Raw genomic sequence first — 17,410 nt, 5'->3', positions numbered from 1 at the left:
TGTTTATAATTGGCTGAAACGCTCCATTGAAGATTGGAAACACAACATATACTATAGATAGGAAGGTAATTGGAGCAAGCTAAAGCTAAGGTTTCATAATAGATTACATAAATGAACGAAAGAGGCGAATCGGAATGAATAACATCGTGTCGTTGGAATGGCTGAAGGGGAAAATGGACGAGCCGAAGCTAGTCATCGCGGATTGCCGTTTTCGGCTGGACGATCCGAGTGCAGGACTCCGAGTATACGAAGAGTCGCATATTCCCGGGGCTGTTTATTTGGACCTGGAGAAGGATCTATCCGGTGAGGTCGAGGAGCATGGCGGACGTCATCCGCTTCCGGATATTTTTGCAATGACGGTTACCTTTGCCAAGGCTGGCATAACCAATGATTCGATTGTGGTCGCCTATGACGATCAAGGCGGAGCGATGGCTTCACGTCTGTGGTGGTTGCTAAAGTATATGGGGCATGAGCAGGTCTATGTGCTGGACAAAGGATTCTCGGCTTGGCTCAACCAAGGATTGCCTGTAGCAACGGAGAAGGAAGCGGTGCAGCCTGCAACCTACCTTGCAACCGTGCAGCACAATATGCTAGTGGAAATGGATGAGGTAAGGGAGCTGTTGGGCAGCGAAGGAGTCACGCTCATCGATTCGCGTGAAGCTCCTCGCTACCGCGGCGAGGTCGAGCCAATCGACCACCTCGCCGGCCACATTCCGGGAGCGATTAACCGTTTCTGGAAAGATGGTTTAGCAGAAACTGGTGAGTGGAAGGAGGCCGCCGCTCAATCTGATCGGTTCCATGATCTGAACAAGAACGGCGATCTAATCGTTTACTGTGGCTCCGGGGTCACAGCTACGCCAAACGTCATTGCGCTGCAGGAAGCAGGCTTCACGAAAGTGCGCTTATATGCGGGAAGCTGGAGCGATTGGATTAGTTACAACGATAATCCCATCGCCGTCGGGGATGAAGAATAACCAAACCACACATCATAGTTTTTAATTTTTAAATACATCGCCATGTAGCTTATATGCCCAGGCGATGTATTTTTCTATGTTCTGAATCAACAAGGAGTCAACGCTTCACTCCTGAAAGTACTAACAGAGCGGGCGTAGCCGACCAAGTGATCATGCTCGTTATACTTAAGCCTGTCTAACCATAGCGGGTTGCCTTCCAAGTCGTTAGTATTAACTGTTTGGCTACCGACTGCAGAGCAAGTCAACAACTTAAAGAAACAGAATCGATAATCAACACGAAATCAACGATGTTTTCATAGAGGAGGCGGGCGAGTTCGAATATTGACTCCCTATTCGTGACAAGGGAAAAGGAGTTACGTGCGGAAATCGTTGTAGCTCCGTGTTATTTGTATGTCGAAATTAAAGGTCGGTTGACATTATGGAAATTTCTGATTTATAATTAGGATGCTAATTATATTAACACGATCTCAGAATGGAGCCATACCGCATGTCTCAATCTATCCTTTACTTGAAAAGAACCTATATTATTATGCGCAAAGAGCTTGACGTGCGGTTAAGCACGTTAAATCTGACGACTTCGCAATTCGAGATCCTGGGCTATTTGGCTCAATCCGGGGGGTTGGAGCAGCAGAAGCTACAGCATCATAGCGGGATTACATCCGCGACGTTGACCGGAATATTAGATAAGCTTGAGACTCGGAAATACATCTCCCGCAAGCCTAGCCATACGGATGGAAGGGCTAACGTTGTGACTCTCACGCAGCAGGGCAACGAGGTGTTCGGTAAGCTGGTCGGTCTTATTCTGGAATTCGAGAACGAGATGCTTAAAGGATTCACGCAAGCCGAGAGAGATTTGCTGGGACAGTGGCTGCAACGAATGGCCAAGAATCTAGGGGATAAGGAATATTATTAAAAGGGGGCTTTCCGCCTGCAAATAGCTAGGATCCTAACGATTAAAGAGGGGGTGAGTGCAATGGTGCGTTTATAAGTATGAAGATAAATAATGTTTGTTTTATAGCTAGGATCCTAATTAATAGGGGGAGGCATTATGCGAATCGTAGTTACAGGAGGAACAAGCGGAATCGGTTACGGGACGGCGCGCTTTGCCGCGGAACGCGGTTGGGAGGTAACGATCGTCGGTCGTAATCGAACCCAAGGCGAGAGGATTGCCGACGAGCTGGGGGCGGGCTACCTTTATGCAGATCTGTCCAAGATGTCGGATGTACGTCAATTAGCGGAACAGCTCGAAGGGCCGATTAATGCGTTGGCGCTGTGTGCGGGAGGAATATATACCGACAAAGAGGCACGGCTGACCAATGAAGGGTTGGAGACGACTTTCGCAACAAACTATTTGAGTAAATTCGCGTTATCGGAGATGCTTCTTCAGCAGAACAAGATCGTACCTGACGGATGCATCGTTATGGTAGGAGGTAATGGCGTCCACAAGAATGCTTCGACCTCTTGGGCTGAACCTCAAGCCGGTCTATCGTCGGCGATGAAGGCAGCGCTTGCGGTCGATCTCTATGCTTCCGAGCTCGCCAAGCGATATCCGCAGTTGCGCGTGCATACCTGCTATCCGGGAATGGTTCGAACGAATTTGTTCCAAGAGGCACCATTGCTGTTCCGATTGTTGTCTCAAATGTTCGGCCAGCCGATAGGGAAAGGGAGCGCTTATCTGGGGCGGCTGATCTTGGAGAAGCATTCGGGGGTTCATTGGAAGCAGGATCACCCAATGCGTTTCCGCGTTCCTTTGCCCGTAGGCCAAGAAGCTGAGGCGCTATGGTTATACAGTCGACAATATATTTGACCACATGACAAAGGGGAGTTAAGCATGCGTTATAAAGCAGGGTGGCTGTTGCAAAATCATATTTTGGCTTTGACGCATTTTGAACCGGTGGTAACGATGGAGGATTTCCGGAATATCGCTGCGGATGCGCACATGGCTTTGCAAGAGGCGACGCAGCCCTTTCACCTTCTGATCGATAATCGGATTATCGCCGAAAGGACGGTCGCCACTCTGGATTCGATGTTGAAAGCTCTGCCGATCCTCCAACATGCGCACCTGCGATGGGTTGTTGTCGTGCTGCCCGAAGCCGTCAAAGAGACTGCAGCAGCTAGACAAGTCGAGCGGCATGGATCGATTCAATTAAAATTTGTGGACAGTCTGGCTTCCGCATTCCAGCATCTTGCCCGTAACGACGACCGTATAGACGAGGTGGCTGGCATGGAATCGAGTTGGAGTGACTGGATTACTTGGCAAGATAACCCGCTAGCCGTCGGGGACGAAGAGAAGGCGTAATCGACATAATAGTATGCGACTTGGAGTACATCGCTCATGCAGCGGTGTACTTCTTTGTATTGTGCTCGGGATCTCAGAAGTCAACGAGTGCTCCTTGAAAATACTTACAGGAATCCATTATCCGGGCGTGTCGCTTACGTTGGTTGTTATCATAGTCGAAGGGAATAACAAAAGCATTAAGACCGCTTATACTAGGGATGCTTCCTTGTGGATTCGGTATTATCGTGAATAGTAGAAATTTAGCAAGAAAAATCAGGACAACTCCACAGTAGTCTATTACTCTTAACAAGAGGTGATTTATGGGATATTACACTTATATTCGGGTTACCATCGATTTCATTGAAGAAAATCTGTGCGAGCAGCTTTCCTTAGAGCTCATTTCTGCCAGGCTCTATCTTCTTCATTATTTATTCCTCCTAGTAAGGTTCGTCTCACCCGTTCCGGCCGAAACGGGTATGTACCTTTGCAGAGAGCTCTCGCAGCGAATATATCACCATTTTATAAAAGCAACTATATGTAGCATTTCAAATTGTATGTCTATTTCTATCCGAATCCGTGTAATCCGAGTTTGTATGAAGCTATAAGCCTCCATGACCGTAAACAGCGATTGACAAAATAGAAGATCTGCCTAATACTAATTGATAATCATTATCAATATTCGAACATGAAGTCAACTCAAATAGATGGCGGTATAGATCGGAGTGAACGGCAAGGATGAAGCTGGAAGACCATATAGTCGCATGGAATCATGCTGCTGTTAAAGTATTGGATATTCGGCATACGGTGATGGAGCCAGGGGACAAGCTGCAAAGCTATATATTACCTGCTTGTGGATTTATCTACACTGTGCGGGGGACAGCAAGCTTAAACCTTAATGGCATAGAATATGATGCAGACCGTCACTTTATTGTGCATGGCGGCAAAGGCATGAGACTAAGCATAGAGGCAGGGGAGATGTTTGAGTATTATCTATTATTTTATAGAGCCTCTTTGCCAGGAAGAAAGGATTTAGTCAGACTTTTGGAACGCAGCAATCCATTTCGGATGCAGTATGGCTTCGAGTCCATAGAGCCATTGCCACTGCACTATCAACTAATGGCAATGGAACAAATCTGGGCACAAGGAAGCCTAATCGATAGAATTCAAGTGAAAGGCTTGTTCTATCAGTTCGTACATGAATTAATGAAGCAGTTTGCAAAGGATGGAATAAATCTCAGGCAACCGGATGTCATTGGGCAGGTGGTTCGTTATATCGAGGAGCATCATCGTCATAATTTATCGCTTGAATCCATAGCTGAGCAATTTAATTACAGCCCGCGTCATTTATCGTCGCGCTTTAAGGGGGAGAAGGGGGTTAGCTTAATCGAATATATGATACGATTCCGGCTTCAGCATGCCAAAGAGCTATTACGCTGTACCGAAGCTCCTCTTCGCGATATTGCAGAAGAAGTTGGCTATAGTGATGTCTATTACTTCAGCCGTTTGTTCCGTAAATATAATGGACAATCTCCTATTCGATTCCGCAAGGAAAGCAAGCAGATGAGTTCATCGGACAATCGTCCATTTACGGCCGCCACATTCTCCATTGGCGAGAACATATCCTCCCGATATAATGTGTTTGAATATGATAATCATTATCATAACAAAACAATCGGAGGGTCTTCACCAATGCGAATAACAAAGACATCAAGTTTTTTTGTAGCGATGCTGCTCAGCTTTACCTTGCTCTTAAGTGCATGCGGTACTGCAAACGTGGGTTCTAATGCCACGAATGCTAATGGTTCCAAAGCTCCAGAAGTTACATCATCGACCAACAATTCAACTGCAACTGATAATGCTGCTAAGGAGGCTGAGACAAGAACGATCTCTACGACGAAAGGAGATATTGTCGTACCTGCTCATCCGGAGCGGGTTGTCGTGTTATATCTTCAAGGGGATCTTGTTGCTCTGGGCATTAAGCCAGTAGGTACTTCAAGCGTGTTTGAAGGAGCGGCCTTTGCAAAAGAGATGGCTGGTGTTGAAAATCTCGGCTCATGGTATGAGCCTAATCCCGAGGCTATTATGGCAGTAAAGCCGGACTTAATTATAGCTGCCTCTGATGAAACCTACGAAATACTGAAGGATATCGCACCGACCGTTCCTATTCCATATGAAAAAATGTCGACGGATGAACGGATCATGAAGATTGGCGAGGTATTTGGCAAGGAGCAGGAGGCAAAAGCTCTACTAGATAATTTCCACGCGAAAGTGGAGACGAGTAAGCAGAAGCTTGCTGAGCTTGGAATTTTGGATAAGACGGTAACCATTATTGAGGGCGGCAAAAAAGAGATGGCGGTTATTGATAGCAAGCTTTACGGAAGGGGCTCTCAGATCATCTATGAATATTTAGGGCTAAAAGCGCCAGAAATTATTCAGAAGAAGATTGATGGACGAGAGAAGGCAACGGGAGGATTTGTTTCTTTAGAAGTGTTGCCTGAGTATATTGGAGACTTCGTGTTCCGCTCGGTATGGGATGGGGCTGATGACTTGACGGAAAATGCAATTTGGAACAGCATTCCAGCAGTCAAAGAAGGTAGATTAATTGAAATTGGATTTGATTTCTCCTATTATTCCGATATCTACTCTCTAGATAAGCAGCTTGATTTTGTAGTTGAGAAGCTAGTGTCAGCGTATGAAAAAAAATAGAAAGCTAGATGATAGAACAACCGATATTCCGCGTTTAAAAGGAAAATCGTATTTCGTTCTGTTTTTACTCATCGGGATATTGCTGCTGCTGCTTTCGGTAGCAGCTTCTATCTCTTTTGGTTCTGCTTCCATGAGCCTGACAACGGCATGGACAGCGATTTTCAAATTTGATCCTGAATTGACCGAGCATCAGATTATCCATTCCCTTCGTCTTCCGCGTACGGCGGCTGATCTTATTGCGGGCATGTGTCTCGCGGTAGCAGGAGCGGTCATGCAAGGCTATACGCGAAATCCGTTAGCTGATTCGGGATTAATGGGAGTCAATGCAGGAGCCGCTTTTGCAATGGCCGTTACACTCGCTTTCTTCCCAGGGCAACTGCAGACGACAACATTGCTCATCAGCTTTATTGGCGCAGGACTTGGCGCAGGCTTGACGTATCTTGCCGCTTCATTGAATCGCTCAGGAATGACACCACAACGACTAGTGCTAGCGGGGATATCATTTACAATGCTGTTTGGCGCCATGGGATCATTTATCTCATTAAACTATGGTATTGGTCGTGCCCTTGCTTATTGGACATCGGGTAGTGTGGCCGGAGCGACTTGGACGGAAATCAAGCTAGTTATTCCCTGGGTTTTAGGCGGGCTGGCGTTGTCATTATTTATTTCGCGATCGATTACGGTTTTAAACTTGGGTGAAGAGATAGCGAAAGGCTTCGGGCAACGGGTCGTTCTCGTCAAGTTGATAGCTACGCTTGCGGTTCTTTTACTCGCGGGTGTAGCTGTTGCGCTTGTAGGGCCAATCGGCTTTGTAGGGCTAATTGTACCGCATATTATGCGTTTTTTTGTAGGCGTAGATTATCGTTATATTATTCCAGCATCAGCCATTTACGGAGGCGCGCTTATGGTTGTGGCGGATATCGCAGGAAGGCTGATTAACCGTCCGGCAGAGACGGCGTTGGGCATTATTTTTGCAATGATTGGCGTTCCTTTCTTCTTGCTCATTGCAAGCAAAGAGAGGAGAGCGATCAAATGAATGCTGTTAAATCTTATAAGGCGACAATATGGATGACTTCTCTCTCCATACTGCTTCTTGCCGGAGCGGTTCTTAGTCTTAATCTGGGAAAAATGTCTCTTCATCCGCTTGAAGTATTTCAAGTATTGCTTGGACAAGGCCCAGAAGAGCATCATCTCGTTGTGTATAAGTTTCGTCTTCCGCGGATCGTATTAGCGATGCTTGTTGGATTTGGGATGGCACTGGCCGGTACGGTTATGCAGGCGCTCTTGCGCAATGACCTGGCTGATCCCGGCATGCTTGGCATTAGCTCAGGTTCAGGCCTTATGGTGTTGCTGATCATCTCAACGGTAAGCATTCAAGGCGCTGCTATGACCTTATTGCTGCCGTCTATGGCATTCGTAGGTGGCCTGCTGGCAGCCGTTCTGATCTATGTTCTAGCTTATCGAAAACGTCGTATGATTTCTTCGACACGGCTTGTCTTGACTGGTGTTGCAATTAACATGGGGTTAAGTGCCCTGTCTTTATTTCTGACTTTAAAGCTTGATGACCAGAAGTATGATTTTGCGCAGCGCTGGCAAGCAGGATATTTATGGGGAGACAAGTGGTCTTATATCAGCTTGCTGGCGCCGTGGGTATTGTTGCTATTCGCCTATCTTTATGCCAATTTTCGGACATTGAACGTCTTGGTGCTAGGCACTGAAATCTCGATAGGAGTAGGAGTCGCCGTAAAACTAAAATTTTTGCGCCTGGCGATTGCCGCTGTCGGCATTGCTTCTGGCTGTGTAGCGCTTGGAGGCTCGATCTTTTTTATTGGATTGATTAGTCCGCATGTGGCTCGCAGGCTGGTCGGCAACGACTACAAAGTACTTCTGCCAGCTTCAGCGCTAATTGGCGCGATATTGCTGCTTGCAGCAGATACGATTGCTCGTACGGTCAGCTTTAAGGCTGATATTCCAGCAGGAATTATTGTAACAATGCTGAGTGTGCCTTATTTTCTATTTTTGTTGATGCGGTCAAAATGAATAACGAATATTAAAAAAGCCTTTGAGCAAGCTCGAAGGCTTTTTGGCATATGACAAATATCAATATTTGGATAGCTTGAATAGCGGCTTTATAATCTTGCGAATATAATAAGCGAATACCGTATCTAAGCCCCATGTGCCGGGCTTATTCTCTATGTATTGATCATTAATAATATATGTCCGAGTGGAAGTAGGGCTCTTCAGACCGAATTTTTCCCATTCTGCTGGATCATTTGAACCTTTGAGCCGTGCAAGTATATTTGCCGATTCTCGATCTATTTTGGCTGGCATTTGCTCGTATGCTCGCATGATTTGCGTATGAAATTCGTCGATCGGATTGCGGTTAGCAAGGCTTTCTAAGTGGATGCCTTCGCGAATGTAAGAAACGTATGCGAGATGGTCAGCCCAGAACTTATCGATATAAAAAAGCCGTACCCGCTGCTCCGAAGGGCTCATCGGTTTCTCGCCTTTCAGAATTCCGAGCCGCTCCTCGTATAAAATTCGCCTCTGATCCTCTACCATATCCGAATAACCGTTCAGTTCCTGGCGTATATAGAAGTTTTGGGCCATATTAGCGCGCTGAATATGCGCGATTTTGCCGCGAAGCGCCGACTCTTCGATCGCCTGATCCTGCTTAGGAGCGCGAATCAATTTATGGATGCCGAACCGAACCATCAGCTCGTCCTCCAAGCTTACGAAAAATACGGAAGCTCCCGGGTCGCCTTGGCGAGCAGAACGCCCGCGCAGTTGGTTGTCGATCCGCACGCTTTCGTTCACATGCGTACCAATGACGTATAGCCCGCCCAGCTTGGCGACCACGTCTGCTTGCGCGGGGTTGCCGCCGCCGAGGCGAATGTCGACGCCGCGTCCTGCCATATTTGTAGATACCGTCACGGCGCCGAGTTCTCCCGCTTTGGCGATGATCTCGGCTTCTTTTGCGTCGTTTTTTGCATTCAGAACATGGCAAGGCACGTCGGCAACCGCTAGCGCCTCCGCCAGCATATCTGACTCCTCGACGCTTGACGTCCCGATGAGAATTGGGCGTCCCGTCGCATGGACGGACGAAATTTCTTGGACAAGTGCCTGAAGTTTGGCTTGTTTATGGGTATAAATCCGGTGCGGATGGTCGATCCGAATGTTTAGCCGATTTGGTGGAATCCGTACGACTTGCAGATTATAGATAGCTTCGAATTCCATAGCGGAAGCGTGCGCGGTAGCCGTCATTCCGCAAATCTTCGGATATAGGCTAAGGAAGTGTTGAAGGGTGATCGTCCCGAGAATGTTCCCGCCGACTTTCGACTGCAGCCTTTCTTTGGCTGCAAGCGCGGCTTGCAACCCTTCCGGCAAATGCCTGTTCTCCGCCACGCGGCCGGTATATTCGTCGATCAGCTCGATTTCACCGTCTCGAACGATGTAATCGACATCTCTTTTCAATAACAATTCTGCATGCAGAGCGCAATTTAATGACGATAACAAATGACTATTATAGCTTTCGTACAAATTGCCGCAACCTAGCAGCGACTCCGCTTTGGCAGAGCCTGCTTCATTCAAATAAACGTTCCGCTGGAATTCGTCGAAGTCGTAATGCTCAACTTCTTCGAGCTGCCGAGCTGCTTCTGCGAAACGAATGCCGTCGTGGCTGGAAGAGCCCGGCTCGCCGGCGATGACTAGCGGCACCCGTGCTTCGTCGAGAAGCAGGGAATCCGCTTCATCGACAATGACGTAGCGGAAAGGACGATGTACAGTATCGGCTTCGTTTAGCGCAATTGTATCACGCAAATAGTCGAAGCCTGCCTCTTTGGCCGTCACATAGGTGATATCCGCGGCATATGCTTCCCGTTTCTCAGACAGGCTCATACCCGCTTGAACCGAGTTTACCTTTAACACGAGGAAATGATAGATCGGGCCCATCCACTCGGCATCCCGCTTTGCCAAATAATCGTTAAAAGTCAGGACATGAACTCCTTCGCCAGTAAGCGCATTTAGATAAGCGGGCAAAACAGCAGAGAGCGTTTTGCCTTCGCCGGTATGCTGTTCAATCAAAAATCGCTCATGCAGAGCGATGGCAGCCATGAGCTGGGTATCGTAAGGCTGTAATCCTAGCTGTCTCTTCGCTGCCTCGCAGACTAGCGCATAGGCATCGACAAGCAGCTCGTCCAATGGCGCACCTGATTTTGCTGCTTTTTGCAGCCGGAGGGATTCCGCTTGCAGCTGCTGGTCGTCCCATGCTTCCAAATTTCGCTTCCTGATGAGTTGCACTTTGTCCTGATAGCCTTTCAGCTTATCCTCGGTAACGTGATCTTTGAATTTTTGCATCCATTTGACAGCCATATTCATAGACAATAGGTCTCCCCTCGGTAGAAATATGCTTAGTATTGAGATCAGACGCGGCTATACTTCCATAGAGTCAGGCCATAGACGAGAAATTGGCCCAATCCGAACAATCCGAAAGTGATTAACGTATAGGCAGCATTGGGTGGAAGCAATATGACTGTCCCTACAGCGATGGGCAAGCAAGTGCTGTAGTACAGATAGACGTTGCGGCATGCTTTGAACGTAATCCATTGCTGCCCCTCATCCACTTCCCGAAGTTCAAAGGGAATGACGGCCCAGACATTAATACGGTCTTTCGGATTCCTTCGATTATACATGCCTACAAGCATCACCCACAGTGCACCTAGAGGGACAACAAATAAGGCGCAATAAATTCTTCCCGTCGTCGTTGAAAGTTCCCCGGACAGCATCAACTTTAAAAGGTAAAACAAACCGAGCGTGCTAAGAAACAATGTGGTTGAAAGTAATGGCGAACGCATGATTCGGGTTAACATCTTATTCAACCTCCTCTTTTAAATAAAAAACTTCCTCAACGGGTAACTTGAATGCTGAAGCAATTTTAAGCGCGAGCGTAATCGAAGGGGAGTAATCTCCCTTCTCGATTAACCCTACGGTCTGGCGAGTGGCTCCGATGGCATCCGCTAGATCTTGCTGCGACCATCTGAAGCGAGCTCTCAGTTCACGAACATTATTAACAAGCATGCGAGAGATCCTTTCCCGTATCAGTTTGAATTTATTGTAATTTATGTATTCCAAAATGTAAACAATGTATTGCATTTTGGAATGTATCATAGTCATTTTCAGATAAAAAGAAGTCGGTAATAGGCTCATTGCATCCTCTTTACATTACCTGATAGAACGATTAGGTCATGATCGGAAAGGATACCATTTCTAACAATGCTTTTCCTGTTTAACTTCTCGATCCAAACGAATATAATAGAAAAAAAGTATCGGGGGGTTAAACCAGAATGGAGGACATCCAACGACGCGGGTGTGAAATTGAAAATAAAAGAAATAAAAGCTGTGAATTGACCGCTCATTTGAATCGCATGTACAGTGCGGATGACCTGGAGCATCAAGTGAAAGTTCCTTTCGAGATTGGAAACGGCTATTGGCAGCGTATGCGGCCGCTTGCTGCTGTCGAGTTGGTGCTTTGCGATGTGCGCTTTCATAAACAAACGGTGATGAGCAGCAAAGAAGCAGAAGATTCGGCCGTTATTGGTTTTTGTCTCGGCGATCCGATCTGGTGGAATGTCGAGGGCAATAGAAAGGAGTACGGACTGGATTCGGGCGAGGTGTCGGCCTTCTTTAACACGGAGGACAGCCATTGCTGCGAGTATGATGTCCATCGGCATTTTCAGGGCTTAACCTTGAAGCTGAACCGGCAAATGGCCAGCCAATCGTTGCAGCAGCTTCCCATCGATAAGGTCATGCATGCTTTTTTCGAGAAAAAGGGACAAGTATTCAGCAGCAAGATGACGCCAGGCATGAAGCAAATTACGCACGAGATTGTACACTGCCGTTACACGGGTGATGTAAAGCAAATTTATATGAGCGCCAAAGTATTGGAGCTTATTGCTCTATACGTTAGTGAATCGCTGCTTCAGAAGCCGCTAAATATGCCGGATTTGTCCAGAACCGATCTTGCTGCCCTTCATCGGGCCAAAGAAATTTTGGATGCCAATCTGCTGACGCCTCCAGGGCTAAGCGAATTATCCAAGCAAATATGCCTGAACGAATACAAGCTTAAAAAGGGTTTTAAGGAGCTGTTCGGTTTCCCCGTCCATGCCTATGTGATTGATTGCAGGCTGACAGCAGCCTATTACATGCTGGAGGCGGGAGTTGTGAATATAACGGAGGCTGCTTATGCTGTGGGTTTTAGCAAGGCAGGTCATTTCTCTGATCAGTTTAAACGCAAATACGGGATGAAACCTTCTGAATATTTCCCTCATCATCGGAAGCTGAGCGGGGAGCGTATACTTCCTGTACAATAATCCGGATTTGTCCTTTACCCTCCCGATTTGGGTAGCAGCTGGCAGTGCAGGTATGAGATAGTAGGGCATATCGGCTGAATGACCTCTTAACGTGAAGCGAAGCTCTTTTTTTTTCGACTTGATTGATAATGATAATCGTTATTAATTTTTAAGGATAGAGAAACGAGTACTTACGTACAGGAACGGCATTCATTCAGCTGGCAACTAGGCTAGAGCGTACTCAATACGGGAAAGGGTGGATAAAGAGATGAAGAAGATGTTAGTTTTGGCCATAGCATGCATGATGTTCGTAATGTCAGCTTGCAGTAGCACGAAGACAACAGGGGAAAAGGGAGAGGACGGTCAGGCGACGTTCAAAGTGATTGAGAATGCTAGGGGAGACAAAATCAAATTGCCGCTTCATCCCAAGCGGATTGCTGATTTATCGGGATCAACAGAAGAATTGCTGCTTCTAGGGATTAAGCCGATTGCATCAGCAAATGCGGATTATGGAATCCGGGAAGCATTCACGCCTACGATTAAAGACAAGTTGGACCCCGATACGATTAATTTGGGCTGGTATGCCGAGCCGATTAATATAGAGCTTGTCATATCAGCTGAGCCCGATTTGATCATATTAGGAACGCTGTTCAATGAAGACTTGTACGAACAGTTGTCGCAAATTGCGCCAACTGTGGTTGTTCCGCACCCTTATTACGCCTGGCGGGAACGATTTGCCTTTCTGGCGGATCTGTTTGGCAAAAAGGATGCAATGGATAAATGGCTGGCGGAATATGAGCAGAAGGTTGTGGGTTGGAAGGAGAAGCTATCGCCGATTATTCAGGATGAGAGCTTTGCTATGATCGAAACCTATCCGAACAACCTGGTGGCTTATTCCTCTACGGGCAGTGCGGAGTTGATCTATAAAGATTTCGGCTTTAAACGCACAGAGGGCATTCCTGAACCTGATCATTGGGGAGGGCGGGAGATGAGTTTGGAAGGTCTCACTTCTATTAACCCGGATCATCTGCTGCTCATGGAGAACAGCGAAAACAAAATGAGCGATAGTAAAGTATGGAGCAATTTAAAGGCGGTTCAGAAGGACAATGTGTATCAAATTACAAATATCGATAACTACAATTATTCCTATACCGCAATGGGCAGGATGCATCTGCTGGACATGATTGGGTCACTTATTCTGGAGAAGCACAAGAAGTAAGTAGGTCCGTGCTCATCTTGGCCAGGCCGATGGGTCTTAAAACCCGAATAGGCTGTTCAATCCTATTGTAAAGGAGTTATTGCCATGGATTTGAAATCCGAGTTATCGGGCTTACTGCAAGTTACCGCAGAGAAAAAAGGACTTCTATCCGTGGCCGTCATTTTCTCGACGATCTCCAGCTTGCTGCAGGTGGCCCCTTTTGTTGCGGTATATCAAATTGTACAGGAGCTATTTCTCCATGCGAACGATTCGGCAGGCATGGACAAGAGTCTCATCATGTATTGGGGTCTTGCATCATTAGCGGCGTTAATCGGAGCTCTCATCACGCTCTATATTGGCGGTATGTGCTCGCATATTGCGGCTTTTGATATTTTATACCGATTAAGGGTTCGTCTTGCCGATCATGTGGCCAAAGTTCCAATGGGCTATCATGCAAGAACTGCGACCGGAGAGTTAAAAAAAATTATCGAGGTCAGTGTCGAGAAAATCGAAAAGTTTATTGCCCATCAGCTTCCGGATACGGTCAGCGCCATCATGATTCCTTTGCTGTTAATTGGTTATTTGTTTTGGCTGGATTGGAGGATGGCCTTGGTACTGCTCGTACCGATCAGCTTCGGCTACTGGCTGCAAGCCCGAATGTTTGCAAGCGAAAGCGGTCGGAACACCTACCGTGATTTTCAATATGCGGTGGAGGAAATGAATGCAACCGGCGTTGAGTATGTTCGCGGGATGCCTGCGGTCAAAGTGTTCGGTATTAAAGCGGATAGCTTTCTTACCTTCAGGTATGCAGTCGAGCGCTATCGGGATATATCGCTTCGGATAACCGACCTTTACAGAAGGCCGTACGGTCTGTTTTTTCTGGTGGTTAGCTCGCTATTCACCTTCATCATTCCAGCAGGACTAGCGCTTGCTTCCAATACGCCCGGCAACTTGGCATTTACGGTTACGTTTGTACTGTTTCTGCTTATTACTCCAGGAATGGCAGTACCGCTGCTAAAGCTGATGCAAGCCGGGAGCGGCTTGCGGGAAATTGTAGAGGGCTACAAGCGGATTGAGACTGTGCTTAAGGAAGGAATTGTCGAAGAGCCTGCTGTTCCGAGAGGCCCATCATTCTATGACATTGCGTTTGAGCAGCTCTCCTTTGCCTATGAGAGCAGCGACAGCCACCATTACAAGCCAGTTCTTAAGAATATCAGTTTTGTGGCTAAAGCTGGCGAGATGACTGCGCTTGTGGGTCCTTCTGGCGGGGGCAAATCTACAATTGCCCAATTGCTGCTGCGGTTTTGGGAGATTAACGAAGGTCGTATTACGATTGGCGGCATTCCCATTCAAGAGATCGGAACCGAGAAGCTGATGGACCTCGTATCGTTTGTTTTTCAGGATGTACATCTCTTCTACGATACAATCGAAGCCAATATTCGAATGGGCAATAGGACGGCTTCCAAGGAAGCTGTAAGAAAAGCCGCAATGATGGCTCGTTGCCATGAATTTATTGAGCAGCTTCCGCAAGGCTATGACACCATGATCGGGGAAGGCGGCACTTATCTGTCAGGCGGCGAAGCTCAGCGGGTCTCTATTGCGCGGGCGTTGCTCAAGGATGCTCCAATTTTAGTGCTGGATGAGGCAACCGCCTATGCAGATGCCGAGAATGAGTACCTCATTCAGCAAGCGTTGGCTAAGCTGGTGCAGGGAAAAACAGTGCTTATTATTGCTCATCGGTTATCTTCCATACGGGCGGCAGAACAGATTCTGGTTCTTCGACAAGGAGAAATTGTAGAGCGTGGCACTCATGACGAGCTTCGGGCATTACAGGGACGATATGAGCAGATGTGGAAATCTCATACCAGTGCTGCCGCTTGGAAGCTTGGGGCGGGGCGGGCCACAGCTAGGCGCTCTGCAGCTGCAGAAGCTGCTGGAACAACCGTAATGGCTGAGATAATTGGAGATTCTCCTTCATCGTCCAAAGATGTAATTGCGGCTGTACATCATGCTTCTGATAGAAGGAGAGGGAAGCCATGAAGCATTATCTGACGAATCTGTCTGGCGGGAATCCTCGTACCCTTATCCCTTCGGCACTTGCTGCTATGTTGGATGGCGTAGTCAAGATCGTCCCCGCCGCTCTGCTGGCCGATCTATTTCATACGATGTATACCTTCTATACGGAGCCGGGTACAGCATGGAATACCTGGCGGCTCTGGATGGTGGCGGCTGTACTGATGGTTTGGCTGCCTGTCTCCTACGCGGCGTATTCCTTGCTGTACAACAAAGCTTATCGAGCGGCGTACAGCCTAGCTGCTGCGGGTCGGATGAGTTTGGCTGAACATTTACGCCGTCTTCCATTAGGTTATTTCGGAAAGCGTGATCCGGCGGATATGACTAATCTGCTTTTGAGCGATTACGCTCAAGTCGAGCATACGATATCACATAATGTCCCCCAGTTAATCAGTGCAGTAATGCTGCCTGTGCTGGCATTGGGCGGCTTGCTGCTGTTGGATTGGCGAATGGCACTGGCGATGTTCGTGGCAGTGCCAGCTGGCTTGCTGCTGCTTTGGCTGACGGACGCGCTGCAGGTGCGTTTGAGCGAAGGGCACATCCGGGCCAAAAATGAAGCTGCCAACCGGCTGCAGGAATATTTGAGCGGCATTCAAGAAATTAAAGCCCATAACATGGGGGGCAAGCGATTCGAACGTTTGCGTCTTGCCTTTGACCAGCTGAGGCAGGCTTCGATTCGGCTTGAAGGGTTAATGGGCCCGCTTATCTTGGGAGCGACGCTGTTGACCCGCTCAGGCATGACGATCATGATTGCGGCAGGGAGCAGCTGGCTTGCCGGAGGGACGCTTTCTTTGACTGTCTTTCTGCTGTTTCTACTGGTGGGCACCCGAGTCTTCGACCCGCTGACCGCCGTACTGATGAACTATGGGGAGATTCGTTATTCCGCTTATAGTGCACAGCGCATTATGGATATTCGGCGGGAGCAGCCGTTGCCGGGAACGGGAAGCATTGACGAGTATGGCGCGATTGTATTCGACCGGGTTACCTTCGGTTATCGGCCAGAAGCACCTGTTCTGAAGGAGCTGTCATTTACGATTCCGCCGCAGAGCATTACAGCGTTAGTGGGACCGTCGGGCAGTGGGAAAAGCACAGTATTGCGCTTAATCGCTCGCTTCTGGGATGTCCAGCAAGGCGCTATCCGCATAGGGGAGCAGACACTTGCACAGGCTGATGCGGAGCACTTGTTATCGCATATGTCGATGGTCTTTCAGGATGTATACCTCTTCCAAGATACGATTGGAAACAATATACGCATCGGCAAACGAGATGCAACGCAAGCAGAGATTGAAGCGGCGGCCAGACGTGCCTGTTGCCATGAGTTTATTTCCCGGCTGCCGCAAGGGTATGACACCCCGGTTGGCGAAGGCGGCTCCACCTTGTCCGGCGGCGAGAAGCAGCGTATCTCCATTGCCCGCGCACTGCTCAAGAATGCATCAATCGTGCTGCTTGACGAAGCAACGGCTTCGCTTGATCCGGAAAATGAAGCTGAGGTTCAGCAGGCCATTAATGAGTTAGTCGCAAGCAAGACGGTCATTATGATCGCCCACCGTCTGATGACCGTTCAGCATGCGGACAAAATTTTGTTTCTCGAGCAGGGCAGGCTGGTAGAAGAAGGCACGCATGACGAGTTATGCGCCCAGGCTGGACGCTATGCTAGCTTATGGAACCTGCAGCAGGAAGCGGCAGGCTGGCAGCTCAAATAAGAATAAACAGCGTAGGGAATTGTATTAAAAGTGATGGTAACCAAGAGAAAGCATAAGGCGAATAGTAAACTATAATTCGGGGTACATCGCTCATATGCGATGTACTTCTTTGCGTTGTGCTCAGGAACAAA

At 47.8% G+C, this 17,410-nt stretch carries 14 protein-coding genes; 11 read left to right on the top strand and 3 right to left on the bottom strand.

Features of this window, described 5'->3' with window-relative positions; translation table 11 throughout:
- Window positions 1-134: 134 nt before the first annotated feature.
- The 7 genes from FJQ58_RS01155 (at window position 135) to FJQ58_RS01125 (ending at window position 7,998) form a co-directional block, all read left to right on the top strand.
- Window positions 135-974 carry a sulfurtransferase gene (locus FJQ58_RS01155; protein WP_139990620.1) on the top strand — a complete coding sequence of 280 codons (840 nt, stop codon included), beginning with the start codon at window positions 135-137 and terminating at the stop codon, window positions 972-974.
- A gap of 487 nt (window positions 975-1,461) precedes the next feature.
- A complete protein-coding gene (locus tag FJQ58_RS01150) occupies window positions 1,462-1,887 on the top strand; it encodes a MarR family winged helix-turn-helix transcriptional regulator (protein ID WP_162341236.1) in 426 nt (141 codons plus the stop codon).
- Between the two features lie 135 nt (window positions 1,888-2,022).
- Window positions 2,023-2,781, top strand: coding sequence for an SDR family NAD(P)-dependent oxidoreductase (locus tag FJQ58_RS01145; protein ID WP_139990618.1), 759 nt, complete (start codon window positions 2,023-2,025; stop codon window positions 2,779-2,781).
- Between the two features lie 24 nt (window positions 2,782-2,805).
- A complete protein-coding gene (locus tag FJQ58_RS01140; protein WP_139990617.1) occupies window positions 2,806-3,273 on the top strand; it encodes a hypothetical protein in 468 nt (155 codons plus the stop codon).
- Window positions 3,274-3,987: 714 nt separating this feature from the next.
- A complete protein-coding gene (locus FJQ58_RS01135; RefSeq protein ID WP_139990616.1) occupies window positions 3,988-5,958 on the top strand; it encodes an AraC family transcriptional regulator in 1,971 nt (656 codons plus the stop codon).
- Window positions 5,945-6,994: a FecCD family ABC transporter permease gene (locus tag FJQ58_RS01130; protein ID WP_139990615.1), complete on the top strand. Its 1,050-nt coding sequence runs from the start codon at window positions 5,945-5,947 to the stop codon at window positions 6,992-6,994. Before FJQ58_RS01135 ends, FJQ58_RS01130 begins: the two co-directional genes overlap by 14 nt.
- Window positions 6,991-7,998: a FecCD family ABC transporter permease gene (locus tag FJQ58_RS01125; RefSeq protein WP_139990614.1), complete on the top strand. Its 1,008-nt coding sequence runs from the start codon at window positions 6,991-6,993 to the stop codon at window positions 7,996-7,998. The genes FJQ58_RS01130 and FJQ58_RS01125 overlap by 4 nt, the downstream gene beginning before the upstream one ends.
- Window positions 7,999-8,058: 60 nt before the next feature.
- On the opposite strand, the gene FJQ58_RS01120 is transcribed toward FJQ58_RS01125, so the two are convergent.
- From FJQ58_RS01120 to FJQ58_RS01110, 3 genes are read right to left on the bottom strand one after another with little or no spacing between them, the layout of a single operon-like run.
- Complete coding sequence (locus FJQ58_RS01120) at window positions 8,059-10,335, bottom strand: preprotein translocase subunit SecA (protein ID WP_139990613.1); 2,277 nt, start codon at window positions 10,333-10,335, stop codon at window positions 8,059-8,061.
- Between the two features lie 44 nt (window positions 10,336-10,379).
- The gene (locus FJQ58_RS01115) at window positions 10,380-10,826 is read right to left on the bottom strand and encodes a hypothetical protein (RefSeq protein WP_139990612.1); all 447 of its coding nucleotides are present in this window, start codon (window positions 10,824-10,826) and stop codon (window positions 10,380-10,382) included.
- A 1-nt stretch (window position 10,827) separates the two neighbouring features.
- Window positions 10,828-11,034, bottom strand: a complete 207-nt coding sequence (locus tag FJQ58_RS01110; RefSeq protein WP_139990611.1) for a helix-turn-helix transcriptional regulator — start codon at window positions 11,032-11,034, stop codon at window positions 10,828-10,830.
- Between the two features lie 266 nt (window positions 11,035-11,300).
- On the opposite strand from FJQ58_RS01110, the gene FJQ58_RS32770 reads away from it, so the two are divergent.
- From FJQ58_RS32770 to FJQ58_RS01090, 4 genes are all read left to right on the top strand, one after another.
- The gene (locus tag FJQ58_RS32770) at window positions 11,301-12,326 is read left to right on the top strand and encodes a helix-turn-helix domain-containing protein (protein ID WP_238403677.1); all 1,026 of its coding nucleotides are present in this window, start codon (window positions 11,301-11,303) and stop codon (window positions 12,324-12,326) included.
- Between the two features lie 247 nt (window positions 12,327-12,573).
- On the top strand, window positions 12,574-13,524 hold the full coding sequence (locus tag FJQ58_RS01100; RefSeq protein ID WP_139990610.1) for an ABC transporter substrate-binding protein: 951 nt from the start codon (window positions 12,574-12,576) through the stop codon (window positions 13,522-13,524).
- Between the two features lie 84 nt (window positions 13,525-13,608).
- Window positions 13,609-15,543 (top strand): ABC transporter ATP-binding protein, encoded by a 1,935-nt coding sequence (locus tag FJQ58_RS01095; protein WP_139990609.1) that lies wholly within the window; start codon window positions 13,609-13,611, stop codon window positions 15,541-15,543.
- Complete coding sequence (locus FJQ58_RS01090; RefSeq protein ID WP_139990608.1) at window positions 15,540-17,279, top strand: ABC transporter ATP-binding protein; 1,740 nt, start codon at window positions 15,540-15,542, stop codon at window positions 17,277-17,279. Before FJQ58_RS01095 ends, FJQ58_RS01090 begins: the two co-directional genes overlap by 4 nt.
- The last annotated feature ends 131 nt before the right edge of the window (window positions 17,280-17,410 follow it).

Source organism: Paenibacillus paridis (assembly GCF_006345825.1).
Lineage (GTDB): Bacteria > Bacillota > Bacilli > Paenibacillales > Paenibacillaceae > Pristimantibacillus > Pristimantibacillus paridis.
Note: the sequence above shows the minus strand (reverse complement) of the source record. Positions and strands in the feature narration are given on the sequence as shown.